The following is a 23,534-nucleotide window of genomic DNA, read 5'->3' as shown; positions in this document are numbered from 1 at the left end:
ACTCGGAGAATCAAAGGCCGCGAGGCCGGTCAACCAATTTCAGGTCGGGCTCATAGCCGACGAAGATCACTGGGCATTCGTGAGCCAGATCGCTCAGACGCCCAAACAGTCGGGTCCTGTTTTCGGTATGAACCGCATACTGCTCCCAAGACAAGACAAGAGGAATGTCTTTATCCAAACGATGATTCAAGCAACCGTGGAGCTTCAGAAACTGTAAAGGTCTTAGTGACGAGCGCATTCTTTCATCTACTGGCTCGTCGTCTTTTACGAACGGTATCAGAGTTTGCCTTCGACGCTTAGAGTCACTGTATGCCTCCTCGACAAACGTATCGTAATTTGTAGTAGCTATCATGCGCCAGTTGAAATCAGTCATTGATCGATGAGCGTCAGAAATATCAAACCCCTGGAAAGCTTCAGACACCGTTTCAAAGACTAGCCCCTGCCCAGCGCCGTTGGCTATTGCCATTTCGGCAACAGACATGACGCTTCTCTTTGGCATTGCCTTACCAAAATACTTGGTTGCCAAAATATCGCGAAGCTGCTCGCCGTTTGGCGGCGTTCTTCCACTTCTATTCTTGCACTCTTTGGAGGCACCTGCCCCCAGGAATAGAATGACGCGTCCAGCTTTTACTGCTTCAAGTAAAAGAAACGGCAGTTCAAAACTTTTGGGCATCGGGGTCTGAACAATCATTTCTGGTTCAACGGAAAGGTTGTAAACATTGTAGCATGGTATCTCGGTCTTGAGGAGGTGGCGAACCACGGCAATTGGCTTCTGGCTATAGGCATGGCCGCTGACTCGAGCGCAGGAGCGAGGTGGAATGATGCTGCGAGCAAATGGAAGATTTCCCCAACCCCCTCTCCCATGCCGTGCATAAGCGGCATGCTCTGGGGGTTAATCTAGCCGAATTGTGAAGTTGATTACCGGCCACGCTTCCGTCAGCGCGTCCCGAGCGCTCGGAACAGCCGATCATAGGCGCTGCCGCTTACAAGTGCGTAGCTGCCAGCCGACAGAGCAGCGATTACCGCCCCAGCGATGAATGCAGGATTGAATGACCCTGTATGTTGAATCACCAGCCCGGTCACCAAGGGCGCAAGCGCGCCACCGATTGAGCCGCCAATGTTTTGAACGGACTCCAACGTCGCGACCATTGAGGGCGGCGTCAATGCCGTGCCAAGCGCCCAGCTGCATGAGCCCGCCCCATAGGCGCAAAACATGGCCGACGACATCAGCACGAGCACCCAAGTCGTCGTCAAAGCAAAGGGCGCAATCGAAGTAAGCAGCGCAGCCAGCAGCAGCCCCGCCACAATCGGATACTTGCGCGATGCAACAGGATCGCCGCCACGGCTCACGAGGCGATCAGAAATCACGCCGCCGAGGCAGCCGCCGACGAACCCAGCAAATTGCGGTATAGCAGCGAGCGTTCCGGTTCTAGCGACACTCACATGTCGAACCGTTTCGAGGTAGTCCGGCAGCCATGCCACATACAGCCAAGTGACGTAGACGATGCCAAACAGCCCGCCCATTAAAGCCCATGTGGTTGGCACCGTGAAGAGCTTTGTCCAGCCCATCATTCCGGTGCCAATGGTATCTTGATCGTTGCCTGCTCGTATTGCTTCGATGTCGTCGGAAGGCGTGCCAGCTGCTTCGGGGCTTCTGTAGTAGAGGCCCCAAGTCACGGCCACTACCAGCCCTGCGAACCCCATGACAACGAACATCGGCCGCCAACCGAAGGCAAGCATGAGCGCCGTCAGCAGCGGTGGGGCTATGGCTGGCCCAAGTGACGACGCTGCGTTGAACAGCCCGAGTGGGAAGCCGCGATCACGTGCCGGAAACCAATCGACACAAGCGCGCGCGCCGGCAGTGAACATCGGCGACTCGCCAAAGCCCAGGCCGCCACGGGCCACAAGAAACTGTCCAAACCCTGTGACTAGCCCACTGATGATCTGCGCCGCCGACCATAGCGTCATGCCGGCAGCCAGCATCACGCGAGGCCCGAAGCGGTCGGTCAGAACGCCGGCAGGTAGCTGGAAGATCGCGTAGACCCAAGCGAAGGCTGAAAGGAGCAGGCCCATCTGACTGGGCGACAGATGTAGCTCGGTGGAAATCTCATGGTTCGCAATCGCGAGAGTCGAACGGTCGATGTAGTTCACACAGCCGGCAGCGACGAGCAGGGCTACGAGGATCCATTGCCGTCGGCGGGTCGGTGCGCTGAGCATGTGGCTTAGTGTCATGGTTCTTCGAACCGCGACTCACGGGAGGCGTTCCGCCGGATGATATGGTTCATTTGAGGACCGAGGTCAGAACGTCGCTGAGGTGTTAGCTGAAACCCCATCCGACTAGGTGTCGCCTGGTGATGCGTTCAGGTGCTGTCTCCAACAAGAATTTTGGGCAGTTTGTGAATGGCTGCGGCAACAGTCTTGATTGTCACATCACCGTAGGTGTCTGCCACTGATCGTGCAGCTTGGCCCTGAATGGCATCTAGGATACGTGGCGCGATGCCTGCCTCCATACCTACAGTCTTAAAGCGATGCCGCCACCCGTGATTGGGGGCTACGCGCGGATCAACAACGGTTGTGCGGGCGAACTCGGCCAGCCTGTTCTTTAACCCCTGAAGCGGGCCCAGCACCCCTCGTTCGCTTGATCGCAGAAACAGGTGTCCATCAACGCATCCGTCCACAAAGGCTGGAAAACCAAGGTCAACGACCTGCGGATGCAGGACAATCTCCCGCGCCTCGTTATTCTTCACGGTGCCTGCCTCTGGTGTAATTCGGATCACCCAGTCCTCGCCTAGGCGCGTCAGGTCCTGCTTACGCAATTGCGCGACCTCCCCTACCCGTGCGCCGGTAAACGCGCAAAGCCAAGGCACCCACCGCTTTGCGGCAGCAGTTTCTGGCCTTTCGTTTTGAGGCTGATAGTTCAGGGCGGCGATAAGCAGCGCTTGCGCCTCAGCGTCACTAAAGCCCTTCGACCGGACCTTGGCACTTCGTGCGAGCTTGATAGTAATCCCAGCAGCCGGATTCGCGGGTATCAGTTGGTTTCCGACGGCCCAGCCAAATATGGTTTTCAAGGCCGAAAGATCACTATCCTTCACGGTCTTGGCTGACGGCAAACGGCCTGTTTTTGGCGACGGCGTTTGCAGCCTATGATCCTTGAACGCGATCACGTCCTTCGCAATGATGCTGCCCGCATCATCATGTCCGATAAAGAGCGTGAACATTCTGACGGTATTTCGGTAGCTCTCATAGGTGCTCGGCTTCCGCCCAGCTGCCGATGCTTCACGCCACCATCGCTCCAAGAGCGACGATATGGCGACGCTGTCACCTTTTGCACGTTCCTTCAGGTTTTGCTGACCTTCGGGGTCAACCAGTATTAGGCTAGGCTGATCGCCCTTTGCCCCTCGGTCAAAAACATTAGGATTGATCCGACCGCTGGCGACATCCTGAAGCGTGAGGCTGGCACGCTGAAAGGCCGCGCTTACTGCTTTGGCTAAACGAAATCGGCTCCAATCATCGACATTGAGGCCCAGGCCGTCGATACAAAAATCGGCCTGTTGAAGAGCAAACCGCCGCATGTTTGATATGATCAAAGAGTCGATTCCGACGCTTGCCGGCCGCTCCTCGCCGTCGCCTAGAGGATTCACCTCGGTCCAAAGCCGGTCATACCATTCGGTGTGCCAGACAAGCTGATCGCTTGGATTGTCAGCATGGATGGCGAGCCAGTTGTCATGGATCCGTGAGGCAAGCCGATGCGCTTCGCGCTCGGTTAGCTCTTTTGGCCCGGCGCGAAGGTTGACCCACCGAGCATCGAGCTCGGCAAGAGCGGCGACCAACCGTCGCTTCGCCTCGTCGGGATCCTTTGTGCCGAGGCTTTTAAGCTCCTCGCGCTTCCCAACGATTCCCTGCAAATCGTCGGGGATTCGCTTGCGCAGCCAGAAAACGCCGGTCTTCGGATGCTTCCAGGGACGAGACATAGGAAGGACCATGTGTAGCACTCGTGTGTATCACCGAGGCTCACCTGAGTCACTGATTTTACGTATTCTCTTTGCGGAACAGCACCTTAGAAGATGCTTGGTGCCCAGGAAAGGACTCGAACCTTCACCTCTTGCAAGACTGGTACCTGAAACCAGCGCGTCTACCAATTCCGCCACCAGGGCACATGCGATCTCCTTAAGGGGGTGGGGGCCGCGCTGTCAATGCGTGTTCGCGTCGGCGAGCACGAGAGCTCTGGACGGCGGCATACGCCCCTCGTATGACAGCGCAGCACGGGGGAACGTCTTCGAAATGGCTGATACTCTGGTTCGGACAGGCAATCTCGTCACTGTTTTCGGCGGCTCCGGCTTCATCGGGCGCCATGTCGTCCAGGCGCTGGCCCAGCATGGATGGCGCGTCCGCGTGGCGGCGCGGCGGCCGGACCTCGCCTTCCATCTTCAGCCTTCGGGCGGGGTCGGGCAGATCCATGCCGTACAGGCGAACCTGCGTTATCCTGATTCGGTCGCCCGCGCCGTTCGCGGCGCCGACGCCGTGGTCAATCTGGTGGGCCTGCTTGCTCAAGGCGGCAAACAGACCTTTTCGAGCATGCACGTCGAAGGCGTCAAAACTGTCGTCGCGGCAGCGCAGGCGGCCGGGATCACCCGCTTCGTCCAGATGTCGGCGATCGGAGCCGACGCCAGCTCCCCATCCGCCTATGGCCGCACCAAGGCTGAAGGCGAAGCCGCGGTCCTGGCAACGATCCCGCAAGCGGTCGTGCTGCGCCCCTCCGTCGTGTTCGGCCCCGAGGATAAGTTCTTCAATCGCTTCGCCGGCATGGCGCGGCTGATGCCGGCGCTGCCATTGATCGGCGGCGGCACCGGGAAGCTGCAACCGGTCTATGTCGGCGACGTCGCGGAGGCGGTCGCCCTGGGGCTCGACGGCACGGCCAAGGCCGGAACGATCTACGAGCTCGGTGGTCCGGAGGTGCGGTCATTCAAGGAAATCCTCGAATTCATCCTCAAGACGACGGGACGCCAGCGGGCCTTCGTGAGCCTCCCGTTTGCGACCGCGTCGGCGATGGCCGGGGTGACGGAAAAGGTGAAGGCGCTGACCCTCGGGCTTCTGCCCGAGATGCTCGACATGACGCGCGATCAAGTCGAACTGCTGAAGAGCGACAATGCCGTCACAGCAGCCGCGATCGCCGAGGGACGGACCCTGCTTGGCCTCGGCATCGCCCCGGAATCCTACGAAGCCATCGTGCCGACCTACCTCTACCGCTTCCGCAAAACCGGGCAATATGCCGCTCAGCGGATGGCCTGAGGCGCGGAACGCCGCGCCACGATCGGCTGGGCGATACGGACCAGGAAGGCTGAGGCGAACAAGGGCGTCAGCAGGTTGAGAATCGGCACCGCGAGGAGCGCGGCGACGATGCATCCGGCCAGCATGATCCGGATGCCGTAGCGTTGGCGCAGCGCCCGCACGTCCTCGAGCGAGCGGTATCTGAGGGCAGCCAGCTCGAAATAGCCGCGTCCGAGCAGATAGGCGTTGGCCCCGAAGAAAGCGATGGCGTTGACGCCGGGGACGAGCAGCAGCACCAGCGCCACGGCGTTGACCACCAGGCTCAGGCCCGCGAATTTGAGGCCGATCCATAAGGCGGGGCCGATCGCCATCGCGCGGCCGCGGCCGCCCGGGCCGGCGACAGCATCCTCGGCATGGTCCGCGAGATCGTCGAAGAAAAACCCGGCGACGATGAAGGAAACCGGGGTCACCAGGAACGCGATGCCGAGGACCAGGCCGAAACCGGCCACGACATGAATCACCGTCGCCAGCCATCCGTAAGGCAGGTGGACATAGGTCACGACCAGTTTTTCGATGCCCGCCCATAGCAGCGCGAGAAGCAGCAGGGTGAGACCCAACGACTTCCAGAAGACGATGCGGAACGGCTTGGTAAAAATCTGTTCGGCGGCAGCGAAGGCGGCGGCGATCATGGGGTATCTTTCGGCATGCCGGATACGCGATGCAAGCGGCGGGCGGCTTGATGCAGGGCGCGACGACGGTGCATAAGATTCTTCAGGCCCCCTGCGCAAGCCTGCAGGGCTGACAGGCCACCGCCACGTCAAGGATGTTCAGACGATGTCGACCCCCAGTGCTTTGTTTTCGGACCTTCTGACCTCGATCACCGAACGTGGTCGCAGTCTCATTGGGCTGAAAAGCGCAGTCGGCGACGGCATGCCGCAGGCTGCCAGTCTGATCGAGCGCTGCGAAGCCGTGCTGTCGGGCCGCGGCGAAGCGTCCGGCACGGCGCTGGCGACGGAGGTGATCCTGCGCTATGGCGCCCTCGACGCGGTCGACCGCCTTACTTTTTTCAAGGCCCTGCTGCATCGCTTCGGGCCGGATCAGGACAAGCTGGCGCGGATCGCGAAGGCGTGGCTCGCCGAAAAATCCGACGCCGTTGCCGCCGATCTACATTTCACTAGCGAGCCGCGTCGGCAGGAACTCCTGCGGCGGCTGAATCGGGCGCCGGGGGGCACCCGGGCGCTGGTCGCGATGCGCGCCGATCTCGTCGCCACCGTCAAGACCGACAAGGATCTGGCGGCGGTAGACCGGGACTTCGCCCATCTCCTCGCCTCATGGTTCAACCGCGGTTTCCTCGTGCTTCGGCGCATCGACTGGTCGACGCCGGCGATCGTTCTGGAAAAGATCATCCGCTACGAGGCCGTCCACGAGATCAGCGACTTTCCGAGCCTGCGCCTGCGCATCGATCCGCCGGATCGGCGCTGCTACGGCTTCTTCCATCCCGCGCTGATCGACGAACCGCTGATCTTCGTCGAGGTCGCCTTGACGGACGCAATGCCTGGCGCGATCGGCCCGCTACTCGATGGCGAGCGCAAGGCGGTTTCGCCCGACAAGGCGAAGACGGCGGTCTTCTATTCCATCTCGAACTGCCAGAAGGGTCTTGCCGGCATCTCGTTCGGCAACTTTTTGATCAAGCAGGTCGTCGAAGACCTGCGTCGCGAATTTCCCAAGCTCGAAACCTTCGTCACACTGTCGCCCGTCCCGGGGTTCTCGCGTTGGCTCAAGAGCGCCAACCTCGCGCATCTCAGCGTCGAGGATCGGCAGTTGGTCGCCAAACTGGAACACAAGACGTGGATCGACGAACCGGGCTTGCCCGAACGCATGAAGCGCGTGATCGAGCCGCTGGCGCTGACGTATTTTCTCGCCGCCAAGCGCGACGACGGCCGTCCCGTCGACCCCGTCGCCAACTTCCATCTGGGCAACGGCGCTCGGCTCGAACGCATCAACTGGCTCGGTGATATCTCCGCCAAGGGGCTCCGTGACGGGGCGGGTTTGATGGTAAACTATCTCTATAATCTGGACGATATCGAGAAGAACCACGAGGCTTTCGCCAACAATGCGGAGATCGTCGTGTCGAATGCCCTGAAGAAGCTCGTCAAAGCGGATGCCAGGGGGCGGCCAGCGGAAGCTGTCGGACGTTAAAAGCGTCGAGAGGACAGGTTAGAACCCCTTACTCTCTTGCCCGGCTGGCGGCGTGCTCTATACGATATCATTGTATATGCTACTATCGCGATCAGGGTCATCGTGAAAAGCACGGCACAATGTATCAAACGTTACACGGCAAAGACGCTTGGCAGCTCCTTGTCAGCAACGAGTGTTCGCGTCTGAGTGCAAAAGCGGACGCGTTTCAGCAAGCGCCGGTGCCGATCCATCACGACCCGAAATTCACGCTCACGACCGCAGACCGGTTTTTCTGCATCGGGTCGTGCTTCGCCCGCAATGTCGAGGAACACCTCATCTACAGAGGCGTCGATGTGCTCAGCCGGAGCATTCTGAGCCCCAAAATCGAGTCCGTGGCGCGGCATAATGGGCATGTCAACAAGTTCACGACTCTGTCGATGCTGAACGAAATTGCATGGCAGCTTAACCCGCCGGAAGTCGGCCCTGATGATTTCGAGGAAAAAGACGCCGGATGGGTCGACCTGCAACTCGTCCCCGGCGTTCCGCCGGTCCCGTTGCAGCGCGCTATCGACCGGCGTCGTTATCTCGTCACCGACTATTTTGCGCGCGTCCGCGAGGCCACCGTGGTCGTCGTCACTCTGGGCCTGAACGAGGTCTGGAAGGACAATGAAAAGGGGATCTACCTGAACGCTGCGCCGAGCTACGTTTCGGTCCGAGGCAAGCCCGAGCGGTTTTCGCTGCACATCACGGATGTAGCGGAAAATGTCGAGGCGCTCGAAGCTCTTCGTCATGCCTTGCTCCGGCTCAACCCGGCTCTTCGCCTGATCGTCTCGGTGTCACCCGTGCCGCTCGCAAACAGTTTCTCCGGCCGCGATATTCTGGTCGCAAATACGCTGTCAAAGGCCGTCCTGGTGGCGGCAGCGCGGACGCTTTGCGACCGTCATGACGACACCGACTATTTTCCAAGTTTTGAAATGGTCTCGCTGGCACCGCATGCGCGCGCGTTTGCCGCGGATCGAAAGCACGTGGCGGATAGCGTCGTCAGAGGCGTCATTGGACGCTTTCTCGACCTCTACATGGGCCTGCCCGACGAGGAGATTGCCTTCAGGGAGATGGCGTATCTCGCTGCCAACCCGGATGTCGATGCCGCTGTCAGGCTTTGCCAGTTTTCGTCCGGCTTCGAACATTGGACGAAGCGTGGCAAGGCGGAAGGGCGACCTCTCGTGCCTGTGGAGGGCCCGACGGCAGCCATGATCGCTGTCGGCCTCGCCAACTAGAGCGACCGCGCTACTCCTGCGTGAGTGTGGTCGTGAAAACGCCGTCGACGCCGATGTTCGCATTTACGTTGTTGGTCCCGTAGGTCAAGAGCCGGCCGCCGGTTACAACGTTGAGACCGGTCTGGTTGCCGGTGACCGTGGTGCCGGACGCCAGGATGGCCGCCGTCGCATTGGTCGCCACGAGACCGGTGGCATTGTTCACGGACGCGGAGCGATCGCTTAACACGCGGACGGCGTTCGTCCCGCCGGTGGCCGAGACGCCGGCGCCGCTATTGCCTGCCGCCACGCTGTCGCGAAACGTCACCCGAATGGTTCCCGACGTGGCGGTGCTGTCGACGTTGAGGCCCGTGGCGTTGTTGTTGAGCCTCACCGTGTTCAAGCTGGCAGACAGGTTGGCCGCCGCCCCGGGCTTGAGGTTGATCGCGCTACCGGCGCCACCGGTGATATAGGCCTCCGAAATGAAAACCTGAGCCGATACCGTCGGCTCGACGTCGATGCCGCTGGCGGTGAAATTTCGGATCTGGATCTTGTGGGCCTCGAGCGATTTGCCGGCCAGGAACTGGATGCCGTTGATCCCGGTGTTCAAGCCTTCGAATTCTAGCCCCTTCAGGGTGATGTTATCGTTGGGGCCGGCGTTGACGACGATTGCGTTCGTGCCTGAAACCAGGACGCTGCCTAGCGTCCCTTCACAGTTGATCGTGAGCGCCTTGGTGATGGTCAAAGCCCCGTAGCCGGCCGGATCGAGGCAGTTGATCTCGCCGGCCGCGGCCGTCTTGCTGATCGCCCCCGCGAACGTCTTGCACGGCGCGGTCCGGCTGCAGGGATTGGCGTCGTCGCCGACACCCGATACCCACGTGCGCGTCGCCTGCGCGCGTGCGGGGAGGCCGAAGGCGACGATAAGGACGAGTGCGGCCAACGCGGCCTTGATAAACCGGCCCGACATGAACATCTCCAGTAACGTCAGCATTTAATTTTTAAATTATTCATCTCATCGTACGCAATACAATATTCGATGCGGCATCAAAGGTATCACGCACCGAATAGGCTCTCAAGAGTTTGCAGCATATACCTATTGATGGAGCATCTCGGATCACGGCCGGCGTTCGGCTTTGGACACCGAACCGCAGCATCGGCCCCGTGCTGGCCCGCGGTTGAAGCCAAAGCGCTTATCCGCTACGCCTGCGCTCTAGAATCCGAACGCAAATCCGGCAGCGCCAAGCCGGTCTGGTGATCCATGCTCGACCAACCTGCTGCCGCCAAGACCACCCGCCACGACTGGAGCGTCGAGGAAATCGTCGCGATTCACGACCAGCCTCTGCTAGAGCTGATCGCCGAGGCAGGCGCAGTGCATCGGCGACATCACCGCCCAAGCGACGTGCAGCGGGCGAGTCTGCTCAGCATCAAGACCGGCGCCTGCCCCGAGGATTGCGCTTACTGCCCGCAGTCTGCGCACCACAAGGAGGTCAAGCTCGACCGTGTCGACCTGATGGCGACCGATGACGTGTTGGCGCTAGCAACCCGGGCTAAGAACGCAGGGGCAGACCGGTTCTGCATGGGCGCAGCCTGGCGCAACGTGCGCGACGGCCGCGAATTCGATTCCGTGCTCGCGATGGTCAGCGGCGTGCGCGCGCTCGGCATGGAGGCTTGCGTTACCCTCGGCATGCTGACGCCAAGCCAGGCCGACCGCCTGAAGCAGGCCGGTCTCACCGCCTACAACCACAATCTCGACACCGGCCCCGATTTCTACCCCGACATCATTTCGACGCGCACCTACGCCGACCGCCTCAAGACATTGCATGCCGTGCGCGATGCCGGGCTGCAGATGTGCGCTGGCGGCATCATCGGCATGGGCGAGAGTATTCGCGATCGTGCCGACATGCTGCGCGTGCTGGCCGGTTTCGATCCGCACCCCGAGAGCGTGCCGATCAACGCGCTGGTTCCCGTTCCCGGCACGCCTTTGGCCGGCCGCCCCAAGCTCGATCCCCTCGATCTCGTCCGGATGATCGCCACCGCACGCATCGTCATGCCGATGGCCCGGGTGCGGCTCTCGGCCGGGCGGTCCAGCCTGTCGCGCGAAGCCCAGGTTTTGTGCATGGCGGCTGGCGCCAATTCCATTTTCTACGGCGAGACGCTTCTGACGACGCCGAATGCCGAGGTCGGTGAGGACGATGCGCTGTTTGCGGCCCTCGCGGCCCGCGAGCCCGAAGAATCGTCGGCCGTGGCTTGAGCTTTTTGACGTCGTTGGCCCCCATCGGAAGGCACGAGACGTCACGGCCCGGGCGCTTCGACCGCTGGATCGCGCGACCCAGCCAGCGTCTGATGTCTCTTGCGACAGCGACAGCGGTGTTTCTGTCGGTCGCCAGCTATGCCGTCGCGCAATCGGCAGATCGCGGCCTGCTCTGGAAGGTCGTTCAGGCCTGCGTCCTCAATGCACGACTAACCGGCTCATCGTTCCCCTGCCTCGACGTTAACATCGCCAAGGGCGTCGAATCCGGGTTTGCCGTGGTACGCGCGCCGCTGGAGACAACCCATATCGTCGTTACCCCAACGGCACGGGTCGAAGGCGTCGAGCACGCGGGTCTCCAGGCCGCCGGCACAGAAAACTACTTCGCCGATGCCTGGCAGGCCCGGCACTTCGTGGCGGAGCGTGCGCCGAAACCGCTGCGCCGTGACGATATCGGGCTGGCGCTCAACTCGCGGCCGGGGCGGAGCCAGGATCAGCTGCACATCCATATCGATTGCATGCAGGTCAGCGCGCGGGACGCCTTGAAGGCCCATGAGGCCGAAATCCACACCGGCGTGTGGTCACGCCTTTCCTTCGATCTCCATGGCGACCGCTACTGGGCGACGAAGCTCAAGAGCCCCGATCTCCGTGACGTCAACGTGTTTCAGCTCGTGGCAGACGGGATGCATGTGACCGAGGCGGATCGCTCCAAGGTGACGATCGTTGCGGCCGGCGCCTCGTTCGACAAGGGCGATGACGGCTTCTACCTCCTGGCCCTCATCGCCAAAAACCCCCGCTCGAACCAGGGGCACGGCGAATTCCTTTTGGATCATTCCTGCGCAGCAGAATAGAGCCTGGGCCGAAGCATCGCAGCTTGATCCCGGCCGAAAGTCTCGGCCGGGACTCGCGCCTTCAGTCCGAAGCGCGGCTTAAGCCGCGGCTTTTTCCGTCTTGTCCGACCACTCGCCGATCATGGCGAGGCCGTTCATCCTGGCGCGGTGGTTGAACGCCGCCTGCCCTGCGGCTTCCTGGGCGGTCTGGCCGGACCAAGCCTTCTGCGCCGCCGCCTGCAACGCACGACCATAGGAAAAGGTGATGCCCCAGGGCTGCGGCCCGAGGCGCGCGATCGCGTCGAGATTGGCGGTCGCTTCGACGTCGGACTGGCCGCCCGACAGGAACGCGATGCCCGGCACCGCGACCGGCACGCTCTCGCGGAACAGCTTGATCGTCCAGGCCGCGACTTCGTCCGGCGTCGCCTTCTTCGTGGCGTCCTCGCCAGGCACGACCATGTTGGGCTTCAAGATCGTGCCTTCGAGGAAGACACGGTGCATGTAGAGTTCGTCATAGAGCGTCTTGAGAACGAAGCGGGTGACCTCGAAATTACGTTCGATCGCATGTGCGCCATCCATCAGGACTTCGGGCTCGACGATCGGGACGATGTTGGCTTCCTGGCAGATCGCGGCATAACGGGCCAGCGCCTGCATGTTGGCGCGCACGGACCCTTCGGTCGGCTTGCCGTCGGCGATGGTGATCACCGCGCGCCACTTCGCGAAGCGGGCGCCGAGGTCGTAATAATCTTTCATCCGCTTCGGCAGGCCGTCGAGGCCTTCGGTGATCGTCTCGCCGGGAAAACTCGGCATCGGCTTCGCGCCGGCATCGACCTTAATGCCGGGGATGGCGCCGGCCGCCTCGATCAGCTTGACCAGCGGCGTCCCGTCCTTGGCTTTCTGGCGGATCGTCTCGTCATAGAGGATCACGCCGGAGATGTTCTCGCGCATCGCCTGGGCGCGGAACATGAATTCGCGATAGTCGCGCCGAGTCTCTTCGGTCGATTCCGTCTTGATCGCGTCGAAACGTTTTTTGATCGTGCTGGTCGATTCATCGGCAGCCAGAATACCCTTGCCGCGTGCGACCATCGCCTTGGCGACCGTCGAAAGCTGATCCTTGTTCATGCTGACCTCTTCGAGCGAAAAGCCGTCTCCTTGAAACGCGGAGGCGGCGAAATGGTTGAATCTTAAGACGCGCGCAACGCCTCGACGCCGGGCAGGACCTTACCTTCCAGCCATTCGAGAAACGCGCCGCCCGCCGTTGACAGGTACGTGAACTCATCGGTGACACCGGCGCCATTGAGCGCCGACACCGTGTCGCCACCGCCCGCCACCGTGACGAGCTTGCCGGCCTTGGTCAGCGCTGCCGCCGCCTGAGCGATGCGCACCGTGCCGCGATCGAAAGGCTCGATCTCGAAAGCACCGAACGGGCCATTCCACACGAGCGTCTTCACCGATTGCAGGATCGCCTCGACACGGGCGATCGACTGCGGGCCGATGTCGAGGATCATCTTGTCGTCGGGAATGGCGTCGACGTCGGCATCATCAGCCTCGGCGCCGGCTGCGAACTTCGCCGCCACCACGGCATCGACCGGCAGCACGATCTCGCACTTCGCCGCCGCCGCGTCCGCCATGATTTTCCGTGCGGTGTCGGCCATCTCTTTCTCGCACAGCGAGATGCCGACCGACCTGCCCTGAGCATAGAGGAAAGTGTTGGCCATCCCGCCGCCGATGATGAGGATATCGACTTTCTTCATCAGGTTGCCGAGCAGGTCGAGCTTCGACGACACTTTGGCCCCGCCGACGATCGCCGCCAGCGGGCGGGTCGGGTTGCTTAGCGCCAGACTCAGATGGTGCAGTTCGGCTTCCATCGAGCGGCCGGCATAGGCCGGCAGCTTGTGGGCCAAGCCCTCGGTCGAGGCGTGGGCGCGATGGGCGGCGGAAAAGGCATCGTTGACGTAGAGGTCGCCAAGCCGGGCCATGTCGGCCACCAGTTTGGGATCGTTCTTGGTCTCGCCCGCATGGAACCGTGTATTTTCCAGCAGAACGATGTCGCCGTCAGCCATCGCGGCGACGGCAGTCTCGGCCTGCGGGCCGATGCAATCGTCGACAAAGGTGACGGTACGGCCGAGCTCGCGCTCGATGGCGATCGCCACCGGCTCCAGCGAGTTTTCCGCGTCAGGCCCATTTTTCGGGCGCCCGAAGTGCGACAACAGAATCACCTTGCCGCCCTTGTCGGCGATTTCCAGCACCGTTGGCAGCATGCGGGTGATGCGGGTGCGGTCCAGGATCTCGCCGTCCGCCATGGGCACGTTGAGATCGACGCGCAGCAGCACGCGCTTGCCGGCGACATCGACGTCGTCGAGGGTCCGGAAGCCGGAGCCGCCTGCCGCTTCGTTCGCCGACTCCGGCGACATCATCGATGCCGCTTGCGCGCCCGCGACGTGCCCCGCCGCCTGCGGCGCGGCATTCTTTTCGCCCGCTTTCGGCGCGGAGCCCTGCTCGCTCACAGCAGCTTGCCCATCGCCACGGCCGTGTCAGCCATGCGGTTCGAAAAGCCCCACTCATTGTCGTACCAGGAAACGACGCGGACGAAGTTGCCGTCCATCACCTTGGCCTGATCCATCGCGAAGATGGAGGAATGCGGGTCATGGTTGAAGTCGATGGAGACGTTGGGATCCTCGGTGTAGCCCAAAATGCCCTTGAGCTCCTGCTCCGAGGCGCGTTTCACCGCATCCTTGATCTCGCCGACGTCGGTCTTGCGCGAAGCCAAAAACTTGAAGTCGACGACCGAGACGTTCGGGGTCGGCACGCGGATCGACGAGCCGTCGAGTTTGCCCGCGAGTTCCGGAAGCACCAGGCCGACGGCCTTGGCGGCACCGGTGGTGGTCGGGATCATCGACAGCGCCGCGGCGCGGGCGCGGTAGAGATCCTTGTGCATCGTATCCAACGTCGGCTGGTCGCCGGTGTAGGAATGGATGGTCGTCATGAAGCCTTTTTCGATGCCGACCGTGTCGTTCAGCACCTTGGCGACAGGCGCCAGCGAGTTCGTCGTGCAGGAGGCGTTGGAGACGACGATATGATCCTTCGTCAGCTTGTCGTGATTGACGCCGAAGACGACGGTCAAATCGGCCTTCTCGCCGGGTGCCGAGATCAGCACCCGCTTGGCGCCAGCCGTGATATGCGCCATCGCCTTGTCGCGCGAGGTGAAGAGGCCCGTACACTCCAGCGCGATGTCGACGTTCATCGCGCCATGCGGCAGCTCTTCCGGATTGCGGATCGCCGTGACCTTGATGGGCCCCGACTTGAACGCGCCATGGGTGATGGCGATCGTGTCGCCGTCGACCGTCACCGTGCCGGGAAAGCGGCCATGGACACTATCGTAGCGCAGCAGGTGGGCATTGGTCTCGACGGGTCCGAGGTCGTTGATCGCCACGACCTGGATGTCCGTGCGCCCGGATTCCGCGATCGCGCGGAGAATATTGCGCCCGATGCGTCCGAACCCGTTGATCGCCACCCGAATTGTCATCGAACATCGTCTCCTTCGGCCTCCACGCGTGCCGTGGGACCTCGATATAGGGCCGCGTCGCCGTCGGTGCCCGGGCTCCTTCGATCCGCATGCCGGGTCGTGCCGCCCCGTTGCCACGATTATGGGCAAGGTCGCGATGGCAAGGGATAGCTGTCGAAGGAATTCGCCGTTTGAATAACAGGTCGATCTCCTCTGTCAACGCAACGAAGCGCCGAGACGCGAGGCAAGCCTACAGCCTCGAAGCGTCTTTTTCGATGAAATCACAGCTGCATTGACGATTGAGGCCTTTCACATGTGGGATTACGCATTCGTCGCGTTGACGGGCGCAGCCGCGCCACGCCAAATGACGTGTCCCGCCGAGTCGTTTCCCTCTCGTCATGAAATCGATCATTTGGACCTGAGTGATGGCACGACCCGCGAGTCTTGAAGCGGCGCTCAAACGTCTGGCGTCGGCGCTCGATCAGCTTGAGGCGGCAAGCGGTCGGCTTGCCCATACCGGCGCGGAAAAGGCGGATCTTCAAGAGGTGCTTGCGGTCATGCAGGACGATCGAAGCCGGCTGGCGCTCGAGCTCGATGCCGCGCTGTCACGAACCCAGACCCTGGAACATGCGACCGACGATGTCGCGAGCCGCTTGAGCCAAGCGGGCGGCGTCCTGCGCCGTCTTCTCGAAGCTGCCGACGACGAGCGGGGTTGAGGCGCACATGGCAACGGTAGCGGTCACCATCGCCGGCCGCGTGTATCGCATGGCCTGCGGCGAAGGCGAGGAGGCGCATCTGCAGTCTTTAGCGCGCCACGTCGACGAGACGCTCGCCCAGCTCCGCAAGGGTTTTGGCGAGATCGGCGACCAGCGGCTGGTGATGATGACCGCAATCACGGTCGCCGACGAACTCAGCGAAGCCAGAGCGCAGATTGCAGCGCTGGAGGCCGAACTGGGGGGTCTAAGGACCACGAAATCGGAAGGCGAAGCGCTTCGCGATGCGTTGGCAGATGAAATCGCAGTGTCGCTCGGCGATGCGGCGGAGCGGATCGAACGCATCGCCCAGGAGCTCAACGGCGCCGGCCGCGAGCAGAGCTAGAGCACGACAACCTTCACCCCGCGCGCGAGACGCGGCAGAAGCCGGCGCATGTCGGCCGGTCGCAGCGCGACGCAGCCGAGCGTCGGCGACAGGCTCGGCTTCGCGCAGTGGAGGAAGATCGCGCTGCCGAGGCCCTTGCGGCGTGGCGCCAGATTATAGTCGAGCACGAAGACGACATCGTAGAGCCCGTCCTTGCGCCACATGATCTCGTGACCTTCGCGCAACGGCAGCGGTGCAGGACGGTTGTAGAGCGGCGACGCCGGGTCGTCGCACCATCCGAGATCCTGTTTCAGCGGCCTGAGCGGGACGCGGCAGCGCGGCCGGGCTATGCGGTCGTCGCGAAAATAGCCGGACAGCACACGCATCGCTCCACTCGGCGTGGCCTTGTCGCCTTCGCGCTTGTTGTGTGCGATGCCGCGTCCGCCCAGCACACACGTCAAAGTGATGGCGGCGTGGACGCGAAGATGCCCTAGGACCGTTGCGCCGCCGACAATCCCCCGGCGCACGACGAGGGTCGTACATAGCCGGCCCTGGCTCCGAGGCCTAGGCGCCACCCTGAAGGCGAGCTTATGCTTGTTAAGCCTGTTGACCATCGCAGCTTCGATCCGATAGGCGCCTTGCGTTATGTGTGAAAACTTACCACCGTGGCTTTGCGGGACACACGAGCGCCTTATCCGCAGGGCAGTGACGGTTTCAAGACGATTGCTCGGCGACTTGTGTCACGAGTCGCGAGCTGGAGACTAGGCTATGATGCAGGTGCGAAAAATCCTGATCGCCGACGACGATGACGATCTGCGTGCGGCATTGGCCGAACAGCTCGCCCTCTACGACGAATTCGAGCCCTTCCAGGCGCAAAGCGGACAGAGCGCGATCGATAAGTCGCGCGCCGAGCGGCCGGACCTGGTGCTGATGGATGTCGGCCTCCCCGACATGGACGGCCGCGCCGCGGTCAAAGAACTTCGCGACGGCGGGTTCATGAGCCCGATCATTCTGCTCACCGGCCACGATAGCGAGGCCGACACGGTTCTCGGGCTTGAATCCGGCGCCAACGACTACGTCACCAAGCCGTTTCGTTTCGCCGTTCTCCTGGCGCGCATGCGGGCCCACCTGCGCCAGCACGAGACCAGCGACGAGGCGATGTTCCGGATCGGGCCCTATACGTTCCAGCCGAGCGCCAAGCAGCTGGTGACGGACGGTGGCCAGAAGCTGCGCCTTACGGAAAAAGAGACGGCGATTTTGCGCTATCTCTATCGCGCCGGACAAGCCGTGGTCTCCCGCGACATTCTCTTGAAGGAAGTCTGGGGCTATAACGCCAACGTCACGACGCATACGCTCGAGACGCATATTTATCGGCTGCGGCAGAAGATCGAAGCCGACCCGGCCAAAGCCACGCTTCTGTTGACCGAAGCCGGCGGCTACAAGCTGATCCCGTAAAGCCGGATCCTTTCAGGAGCGACGACACCGCATGGCGTTAGTGGATGATGTCCGCGATCTCGCGCGCAATCCGACCCTGCGGGATTTCGATCCCGAAGCCTTGCGTCTCATCGCGTTCTCTGCCGAGACCCGGATCCTGCGCGCCGGGGACATTTTGTTCCGCCGTGGCGATGTGTCGGATGGCGGCTACGTCATCCGCAGCGGTTCGATCGCGCTGGAAGCCGACGGACCCGCGACCATCGCCCATGCGCCGACGCTGCTCGGCGATACAGCCTTGCTCGCGGAGACGCGGCGCCCCGCCACTGCCCTGGCGCGGGAGCCGTCCAGCGTGCTGAAGATCTCGCGATCGCTGTTTCATCGGGTTCTGGCCGAATATCCCGACAGCGCCGTCCGTCTGCGCCGCACCCTGGCAGACCGTCTCGATGCGCTGGGCCAGGATCTCGACATGCTGCGGATCGAGGCCTTGGAGGGGTAGTACGATACGCGCCCATCAAAGCGAGTCTCGCCGCTCTAAAGCTCCAGGTGCACCAGCACAGGGACATGATCCGACGGCCGCTCCCAGCCGCGGGCATCTCTGACGATCGTCATACCATCCAGACGCTCACCGAGACTTTCGCTGACCCAGATGTGGTCGAGCCGGCGGCCCTTGTTGGCCTTGGCCCAGTCCGGCGCGCGATAGCTCCACCAGGTGTATAGTTTTTGGTCATCGGGCACGTAGCGGCGCAGCGCGTCGATCCAGGGCCCGGCCCCCTGAGCGAGGCCGAGCTTCTCCACCTCGATCGGCGTATGGCTGACGATCTTCAAGAGCGCTTTGTGGCTCCAGACGTCGTGCTCGAGCGGCGCAACGTTGAGGTCGCCGACCAGGATCGCGTCCTGGCTCGCGACACCGTCGCTGGTCATCCAGGCGGCCATCTCGTCCAAAAATGCGAGCTTGTGCTCGAACTTCGGGTTAATCGTCGGGTCCGGCTCGTCGCCGCCGGCCGGCACGTAAAAATTATGCACGGTGATCGGGCGCTCGCGCCCTTCGGGCGCCAGGGTCACAGCGATATGGCGGGCATCGCCCTTGTCGCAGAACCCGCGCCGCTCGATCAGCGAGATCGGCACTTTCGAGGCGATGGCGACACCGTGATAGCCCTTCTGGCCGTTGATCGCGATGTGCTCGTAACCGAACTGCCGAAAAGCGCCGAGCGGAAACTCGGCGTCGCGGCACTTGGTCTCCTGCAGGCACAGTACGTCGGGCCTGTGCTCGGCGAGGAAGCGTTCGACGAGGTTGATGCGAAGGCGGACGGAATTGATGTTCCAGGTGGCGACGCTCAGGCGCATCGGTCACGCCGGACGTTCGTCTCCTGCTTGCTGGAGACGATGCCGCCCCGTGGCGGCGAATGAGACATTGTCATCCTGCAGCGATCAGGCGCTCAGCGCGCCGTGGCAGTGCTTATACTTCTTGCCCGAACCGCAAGGGCAGAGCTCGTTGCGCGCCACCTTGCCCCAGGTCGCGGGATCGTTGGCATCGCGGTCCATCATGGCTGTCTCCCCACCACCCAGCGCGTCCATCACCGTCGCACCACCCTGAGGCACGTAGTCTGCCGAGCCCATCCGGCTCGACAGCTGCTGGACGCCGTCGGCACTCGACAGCGGCTCGAAATGCGACGCCTGCATCGGCGGCATCTGTGCGTCCGGCTGCTCGAAGGCGACTTCGAGGTGGGTCAGCTGCGCCGTGGCCGTCTCGCGCAGCTGGACGATAAGCTGATCGAACAGGTCGAAAGCCTCGGACTTGTACTCGTTCAGCGGATCGCGCTGCGCGAGGCCACGCCAGCCGATCACCTGACGCAGATGGTCGAGCGTCACGAGATGCTCGCGCCAGAGATGGTCGAGGACCTGCAGGATGACCTGCTTCTCGACGTAGCGCATGACGTCGGGACCGTTCTTCTCGACCCGGGCCGTATAGCCGGCATCGGCAGCCGCATGCAGACGCTCGCGCATCTCCTCGTCGCCGATCCCCTCTTCCTTCTGCCACTCGGCCAGGGGTGGCGCGATATTGAGCGCCGCATCGACGGCCTGCGCCATCGCGGCGACGTCCCAGGTCTCGGGATAGGAGTCGCGCGGCACGAACTTGCTGACGACGTCGTCGACGACGCCCTGGCGCATCTCGCCGATCATCTCCTCGAGAGAGTCCTTGCCCATCATCTCGCGGCGCTGCTCGAATACCACCTTGCGCTGGTCGTTCATCACGTCGTCGTATTTCAGGACGTTCTTGCGCATGTCGAAGTTGCGCGCCTCGACCTTCTGCTGCGCTTTCTCCAGCGCCTTATTGATCCACGGGTGGACGATGGCCTCGTCCTCCTTCAATCCCAGCTTGACCAGCATGTTCTCCATGCGGTCGGAGCCGAAGATGCGCATCAGGTCGTCCTTCAGCGACAGGAAGAACTTTGAGCGGCCTGGATCGCCCTGGCGACCGGCGCGGCCACGCAGCTGGTTGTCGATACGCCGGCTTTCGTGGCGCTCGGTGCCGATGATGTAGAGACCGCCAGCGGCAATCGCCTGTTCGCGGAAGGCTGCGACCTCGAGCCTGATTTCCGCCTCACGGACATCGCGCTCCTCGCCGGGCGGCACGTCGGCAAGTTCATGGGCAACGCGCATCTCGACGTTGCCGCCGAGCTGGATGTCGGTGCCGCGGCCGGCCATGTTGGTGGCGACGGTGATGGCGCCGGGGACGCCGGCCTCGGCAACGATAAACGCTTCCTGCTGATGGAAGCGGGCGTTCAGCACGGTGAACAGTTTCGACGGCGTGCCGGCGCGGGCCGCGGCGTAGAGTTTTTGAAGGGCTGCCGGTTCGGAGACGTCGAGCAGCGTATAGCCCTCCTTGACCAGGAAGTCGGCGAGCTGCTCGGATTTCTCGATCGAGGTCGTGCCGACCAGCATCGGCTGCATCTTGGCGTTGGCGCCCTCGATCTCGCGGACGATCGCCTTCAGCTTCTCCTCGTAGGAGCGGTAAACTTCGTCATGCTCGTCGAGGCGCTTCACCGGCCGGTTGGTCGGGATCTCCACGACTTCGAGCTTGTAGATTTCCGCGAACTCGTCGGCCTCGGTGGCCGCGGTGCCGGTCATGCCGGCGAGCTTCTTGTAGAGGCGGAAGTAGTTCTGGAACGTGATGGAGGCGAGCGTCACGTTCTCCGGCATGACCTGGACGTGCTCTTTCGCCTCCAGGGCCTGATGCAGCCCCTCGGAGAAGCGGCGACCCTGCATCATGCGGCCGGTAAATTCGTCGATGATGACAAGCTCGCCGTCGCGGACGATATAGTCCTTGTCGCGCAGGAACAGCTTGTGGGCGCGCAACGCCTGGTTGACGTGGTGCACGAGCGTGACGTTATGCGCCTCGTAGAGCGAGCCTTCGGTCAAGGCGCCGAGATCCTGCAGCAGGGTCTCGATATGCTCGTTTCCGGCTTCGGTCAGGTTGGTGGTGCGGGCCTTCTCGTCGAGGTCGAAATCTTCCGGCAGCAGCAACGGAATGACTTTGTCGACGAGATTGTAGAGCTCGGACTTGTCGTCGGACGGCCCGGAAATGATCAGCGGCGTCCGCGCTTCGTCGATGAGAATCGAGTCCACTTCGTCGACGATCGCAAAATTGTGCCCGCGCTGGCTCATCTGCTCGAGCTCGTATTTCATGTTATCGCGCAGATAGTCGAAGCCGAACTCGTTGTTGGTGCCATAGGTGATGTCGGCAGCGTAGCTGTTCTTGCGCTCCGCGTCGTCGAGGCCGTGGACGATGATGCCGAAGCTCAGGCCCAGAAAATTATATAGCTGGCCCATCCACTCGGCGTCGCGGCGGGCGAGATAGTCGTTCACGGTGATGACGTGGACGCCCTTGCCTTCCAGAGCGTTGAGGTAGGCGGCAAGCGTCGCCACCAGGGTCTTGCCTTCGCCGGTGCGCATCTCGGCGATGCCGCGCTCGTGCAGGACCATGCCGCCGATGAGCTGCACATCGAAGTGGCGCTGGCCGAAGACACGCTTGGCCGCCTCACGCACGGTAGCAAAGGCCGGGACCAGAATGTCGTCGAGGGTCTTGCCGCTGGCGAGCTGCTCGCGGAACATCGTGGTCCGCGCGGCGAGATCGGCGTCGCTCAGCGCGACCAGTTCCGGCTCGAGGGCATTGATCGCCGCGACTTTCGGCCGATAGCCCTTCAGCCGCCGGTCGTTCGACGAGCCAAACACCTTTTTCGCGAGAGAACCCAGCATCGAAGAAACCTTTCCGGCGAAACGAGCCGGTTGCGTGAACGCGTGACGGACCTATAGCGGGCAACGCCCGGTCTGTCCCGCATTCGGCACATGGTCAGAAGCGTCGCTTTTTTAAAGACCGCAGCCCGCAAACACCGGCGCGTCCGAGAGGACCGCGATCGGAAAAGCGGACGCGCGGCGTGACGCGGCCCGCTCTCCGCAGCTCGCGCAGAGATAGGATTGAGGCCTCAGCTTGTCAATTCGCGGCCTCGGCGCGGGAATCATAGTGCAGCACCGCGTCGAGCAGCACCTGAGCGCCGGCACCGCACTCGCCCTGATCGGTGAATTCGGCCTCGTTGTGGCTGAGGCCGCCGGCGCTGGGCACGAAAATCATCGTCGTCGGCATGACGGCGGCGGCATGGACTGCGTCGTGTCCCGCACCCGAGACGATGTCGCGGGTCGAATAGCCGGACTTCTGCGCGGCATGGCGGACAGCCGCGATACATCCGGCATCGAAGACCACCGGAGCGGTCCGGGCGACCGGCTTGACCGCTACCTCAAGTCCAAAATCCTGGCGGATCGCTGCGACGGCGGTCTCGAGGGCGGACTCCATCGCTTCCAGCACGCCGGCATCGGGGTCGCGCAGGTCGACGGTCAGGGCCACCTCGCCTGGGATGACATTATAAGAGTTCGGCGAGACCACGAGAAAGCCCACCGTCCCGACGGCGGTCGGCGCATGAGCCAGGGCGATCGCATCGACGTCCTGGATCAGGCGCGCCGCCCCGAGCAAGGCGTTGCGGCGAAGATGCATCGGCGTGGTGCCGGTGTGCGACGCCTGGCCGGTCAGAGTGATGTCGAACCAGCGCATGCCCTGGACCCCTTGGACGACGCCAATAATGGTTTTTTCGGCTTCGAGGATTGGTCCTTGTTCGATGTGCAGTTCGAACATCGCGCCCAGCGGCACCGCGCCGGCGGCGACCGGGCCACGGTACGCGATGCCGTCGAGCGCGTCCTCGAAGCGGACACCGTCCGGGTCGGTCCGGTTATAGGCGAAGTCCTGGGTGTAGGCGCCGGCATAGACGCCGGAGCCGAGCATCGCCGGCAGGAAGCGCGCGCCCTCCTCGTTGGTCCAGTTGACCAGCATCAAGGGGGCGCGGGTCACGTAGCCCGTCGCCTGCAAGGTGCGCATCACTTCCAACCCGGCAAGAACGCCGAGATTGCCGTCGAACTTGCCACCGGTCGGCTGGGTGTCGAGATGGCTGCCGATGGCGATCGGCGGAAGGCTCGGGTCGAGCCCGGCGCGGAGCGCGAACATGTTGCCCATGTCGTCCACGGTGACGGTCATGCCGAGCGCCTCGACCTCGCCGCGAAACCAGTCGCGGATCGTCTTGTCGTCTTGGGTCAGGGTGAGCCGTGCGATACCGCCGCCGGGCAAGCCGCCGACGCGGGCCGTATCCATCAGGCTGTCCCACAGGCGCTGCGGGTCGATCTGCAAGTTGGACATT

General features: G+C 62.7%; 21 protein-coding genes and 1 tRNA gene. 9 read left to right on the top strand and 13 right to left on the bottom strand.

Translation table 11 applies throughout. From position 1 onward, the window contains the following. Window positions 1-10: 10 nt before the first annotated feature. The 4 genes from GSQ79_RS17255 to GSQ79_RS17240 all read right to left on the bottom strand — a co-directional run bounded on the left by GSQ79_RS17255 (window position 11) and on the right by GSQ79_RS17240 (window position 4,154). Entirely contained in the window at window positions 11-691 is a 681-nt protein-coding gene (locus GSQ79_RS17255) for an SIR2 family protein (RefSeq protein WP_158809898.1), read from the bottom strand. A gap of 245 nt (window positions 692-936) precedes the next feature. Beyond that, window positions 937-2,232 (bottom strand): MFS transporter, encoded by a 1,296-nt coding sequence (locus GSQ79_RS17250; protein ID WP_210253122.1) that lies wholly within the window; start codon window positions 2,230-2,232, stop codon window positions 937-939. A gap of 128 nt (window positions 2,233-2,360) precedes the next feature. Then, a complete protein-coding gene (locus GSQ79_RS17245) occupies window positions 2,361-3,983 on the bottom strand; it encodes a DUF6538 domain-containing protein (RefSeq protein ID WP_158809897.1) in 1,623 nt (540 codons plus the stop codon). A gap of 86 nt (window positions 3,984-4,069) precedes the next feature. After that, window positions 4,070-4,154: transfer RNA gene (locus GSQ79_RS17240), tRNA-Leu, on the bottom strand. Window positions 4,155-4,281: 127 nt separating this feature from the next. Between GSQ79_RS17240 and GSQ79_RS17235 the strand changes: the two genes are divergently transcribed. Next, window positions 4,282-5,289: a complex I NDUFA9 subunit family protein gene (locus tag GSQ79_RS17235; RefSeq protein ID WP_158809896.1), complete on the top strand. Its 1,008-nt coding sequence runs from the start codon at window positions 4,282-4,284 to the stop codon at window positions 5,287-5,289. Here the strand turns inward: GSQ79_RS17235 and GSQ79_RS17230 are convergent. Then, on the bottom strand, window positions 5,274-5,957 hold the full coding sequence (locus GSQ79_RS17230) for a sulfate transporter family protein (protein WP_158809895.1): 684 nt from the start codon (window positions 5,955-5,957) through the stop codon (window positions 5,274-5,276). The genes GSQ79_RS17235 and GSQ79_RS17230 overlap by 16 nt on opposite strands. Window positions 5,958-6,102: 145 nt before the next feature. On the opposite strand from GSQ79_RS17230, the gene GSQ79_RS17225 reads away from it, so the two are divergent. Both GSQ79_RS17225 and GSQ79_RS17220 read left to right on the top strand, forming a co-directional pair. Further along, window positions 6,103-7,467, top strand: coding sequence for a malonyl-CoA decarboxylase (locus GSQ79_RS17225; protein WP_158809894.1), 1,365 nt, complete (start codon window positions 6,103-6,105; stop codon window positions 7,465-7,467). A 218-nt stretch (window positions 7,468-7,685) separates the two neighbouring features. Beyond that, the gene (locus GSQ79_RS17220; protein WP_158809893.1) at window positions 7,686-8,723 is read left to right on the top strand and encodes a GSCFA domain-containing protein; all 1,038 of its coding nucleotides are present in this window, start codon (window positions 7,686-7,688) and stop codon (window positions 8,721-8,723) included. Between the two features lie 10 nt (window positions 8,724-8,733). On the opposite strand, the gene GSQ79_RS17215 is transcribed toward GSQ79_RS17220, so the two are convergent. Beyond that, window positions 8,734-9,666 (bottom strand): right-handed parallel beta-helix repeat-containing protein, encoded by a 933-nt coding sequence (locus tag GSQ79_RS17215; protein WP_158809892.1) that lies wholly within the window; start codon window positions 9,664-9,666, stop codon window positions 8,734-8,736. A gap of 291 nt (window positions 9,667-9,957) precedes the next feature. Here GSQ79_RS17215 and bioB point away from each other — a divergent pair, with 291 nt between their 5' ends. Together bioB and GSQ79_RS17205 are read left to right on the top strand one after the other, a co-directional pair. Continuing rightward, complete coding sequence (bioB, locus tag GSQ79_RS17210) at window positions 9,958-10,950, top strand: biotin synthase BioB (RefSeq protein ID WP_158809891.1); 993 nt, start codon at window positions 9,958-9,960, stop codon at window positions 10,948-10,950. 92 nt (window positions 10,951-11,042) lie between these two features. Then, on the top strand, window positions 11,043-11,798 hold the full coding sequence (locus GSQ79_RS17205; protein WP_158809890.1) for a CDP-diacylglycerol diphosphatase: 756 nt from the start codon (window positions 11,043-11,045) through the stop codon (window positions 11,796-11,798). A 78-nt stretch (window positions 11,799-11,876) separates the two neighbouring features. Here GSQ79_RS17205 and GSQ79_RS17200 read toward each other — a convergent pair whose 3' ends face one another. The 3 genes from GSQ79_RS17200 to gap form a co-directional block, all read right to left on the bottom strand. Beyond that, entirely contained in the window at window positions 11,877-12,899 is a 1,023-nt protein-coding gene (locus GSQ79_RS17200; protein WP_158809889.1) for a class I fructose-bisphosphate aldolase, read from the bottom strand. Between the two features lie 62 nt (window positions 12,900-12,961). Then, window positions 12,962-14,191 carry a phosphoglycerate kinase gene (gene pgk / locus GSQ79_RS17195; protein WP_158809914.1) on the bottom strand — a complete coding sequence of 410 codons (1,230 nt, stop codon included), beginning with the start codon at window positions 14,189-14,191 and terminating at the stop codon, window positions 12,962-12,964. A gap of 89 nt (window positions 14,192-14,280) precedes the next feature. Next, window positions 14,281-15,303 carry a type I glyceraldehyde-3-phosphate dehydrogenase gene (gene gap, locus GSQ79_RS17190; RefSeq protein WP_158809888.1) on the bottom strand — a complete coding sequence of 341 codons (1,023 nt, stop codon included), beginning with the start codon at window positions 15,301-15,303 and terminating at the stop codon, window positions 14,281-14,283. A gap of 404 nt (window positions 15,304-15,707) precedes the next feature. On the opposite strand from gap, the gene GSQ79_RS17185 reads away from it, so the two are divergent. Both GSQ79_RS17185 and zapA read left to right on the top strand, forming a co-directional pair. After that, a complete protein-coding gene (locus tag GSQ79_RS17185; RefSeq protein ID WP_158809887.1) occupies window positions 15,708-15,998 on the top strand; it encodes a DUF4164 family protein in 291 nt (96 codons plus the stop codon). Between the two features lie 7 nt (window positions 15,999-16,005). Then, window positions 16,006-16,380, top strand: a complete 375-nt coding sequence (zapA, locus tag GSQ79_RS17180) for a cell division protein ZapA (RefSeq protein ID WP_158809886.1) — start codon at window positions 16,006-16,008, stop codon at window positions 16,378-16,380. Here zapA and GSQ79_RS17175 read toward each other — a convergent pair. After that, complete coding sequence (locus GSQ79_RS17175; RefSeq protein WP_246725396.1) at window positions 16,377-16,886, bottom strand: L,D-transpeptidase; 510 nt, start codon at window positions 16,884-16,886, stop codon at window positions 16,377-16,379. The genes zapA and GSQ79_RS17175 overlap by 4 nt on opposite strands. A gap of 244 nt (window positions 16,887-17,130) precedes the next feature. On the opposite strand from GSQ79_RS17175, the gene GSQ79_RS17170 reads away from it, so the two are divergent. Continuing rightward, complete coding sequence (locus GSQ79_RS17170; RefSeq protein WP_174243235.1) at window positions 17,131-17,814, top strand: response regulator transcription factor; 684 nt, start codon at window positions 17,131-17,133, stop codon at window positions 17,812-17,814. A gap of 31 nt (window positions 17,815-17,845) precedes the next feature. Continuing rightward, window positions 17,846-18,289, top strand: coding sequence for a cyclic nucleotide-binding domain-containing protein (locus GSQ79_RS17165; RefSeq protein ID WP_158809883.1), 444 nt, complete (start codon window positions 17,846-17,848; stop codon window positions 18,287-18,289). 35 nt (window positions 18,290-18,324) lie between these two features. Here GSQ79_RS17165 and xth read toward each other — a convergent pair whose 3' ends face one another. The 3 genes from xth to GSQ79_RS17150 all read right to left on the bottom strand — a co-directional run bounded on the left by xth (window position 18,325) and on the right by GSQ79_RS17150 (window position 23,533). Next, complete coding sequence (gene xth, locus GSQ79_RS17160) at window positions 18,325-19,137, bottom strand: exodeoxyribonuclease III (RefSeq protein WP_158809882.1); 813 nt, start codon at window positions 19,135-19,137, stop codon at window positions 18,325-18,327. An 84-nt stretch (window positions 19,138-19,221) separates the two neighbouring features. Continuing rightward, entirely contained in the window at window positions 19,222-22,050 is a 2,829-nt protein-coding gene (gene secA / locus GSQ79_RS17155) for a preprotein translocase subunit SecA (RefSeq protein ID WP_158809881.1), read from the bottom strand. Between the two features lie 235 nt (window positions 22,051-22,285). Then, the gene (locus GSQ79_RS17150; RefSeq protein ID WP_158809880.1) at window positions 22,286-23,533 is read right to left on the bottom strand and encodes a Zn-dependent hydrolase; all 1,248 of its coding nucleotides are present in this window, start codon (window positions 23,531-23,533) and stop codon (window positions 22,286-22,288) included. Between the last annotated feature and the right edge of the window lies 1 nt (window position 23,534).

Source organism: Beijerinckia sp. L45 (assembly GCF_009765775.1).
In the GTDB taxonomy this organism is placed as follows: Bacteria; Pseudomonadota; Alphaproteobacteria; order Rhizobiales; family Beijerinckiaceae; genus RH-AL1.
The sequence above is the reverse complement of the archived record's forward strand: the minus strand, read 5'-3'. Positions and strand labels throughout refer to the sequence as shown.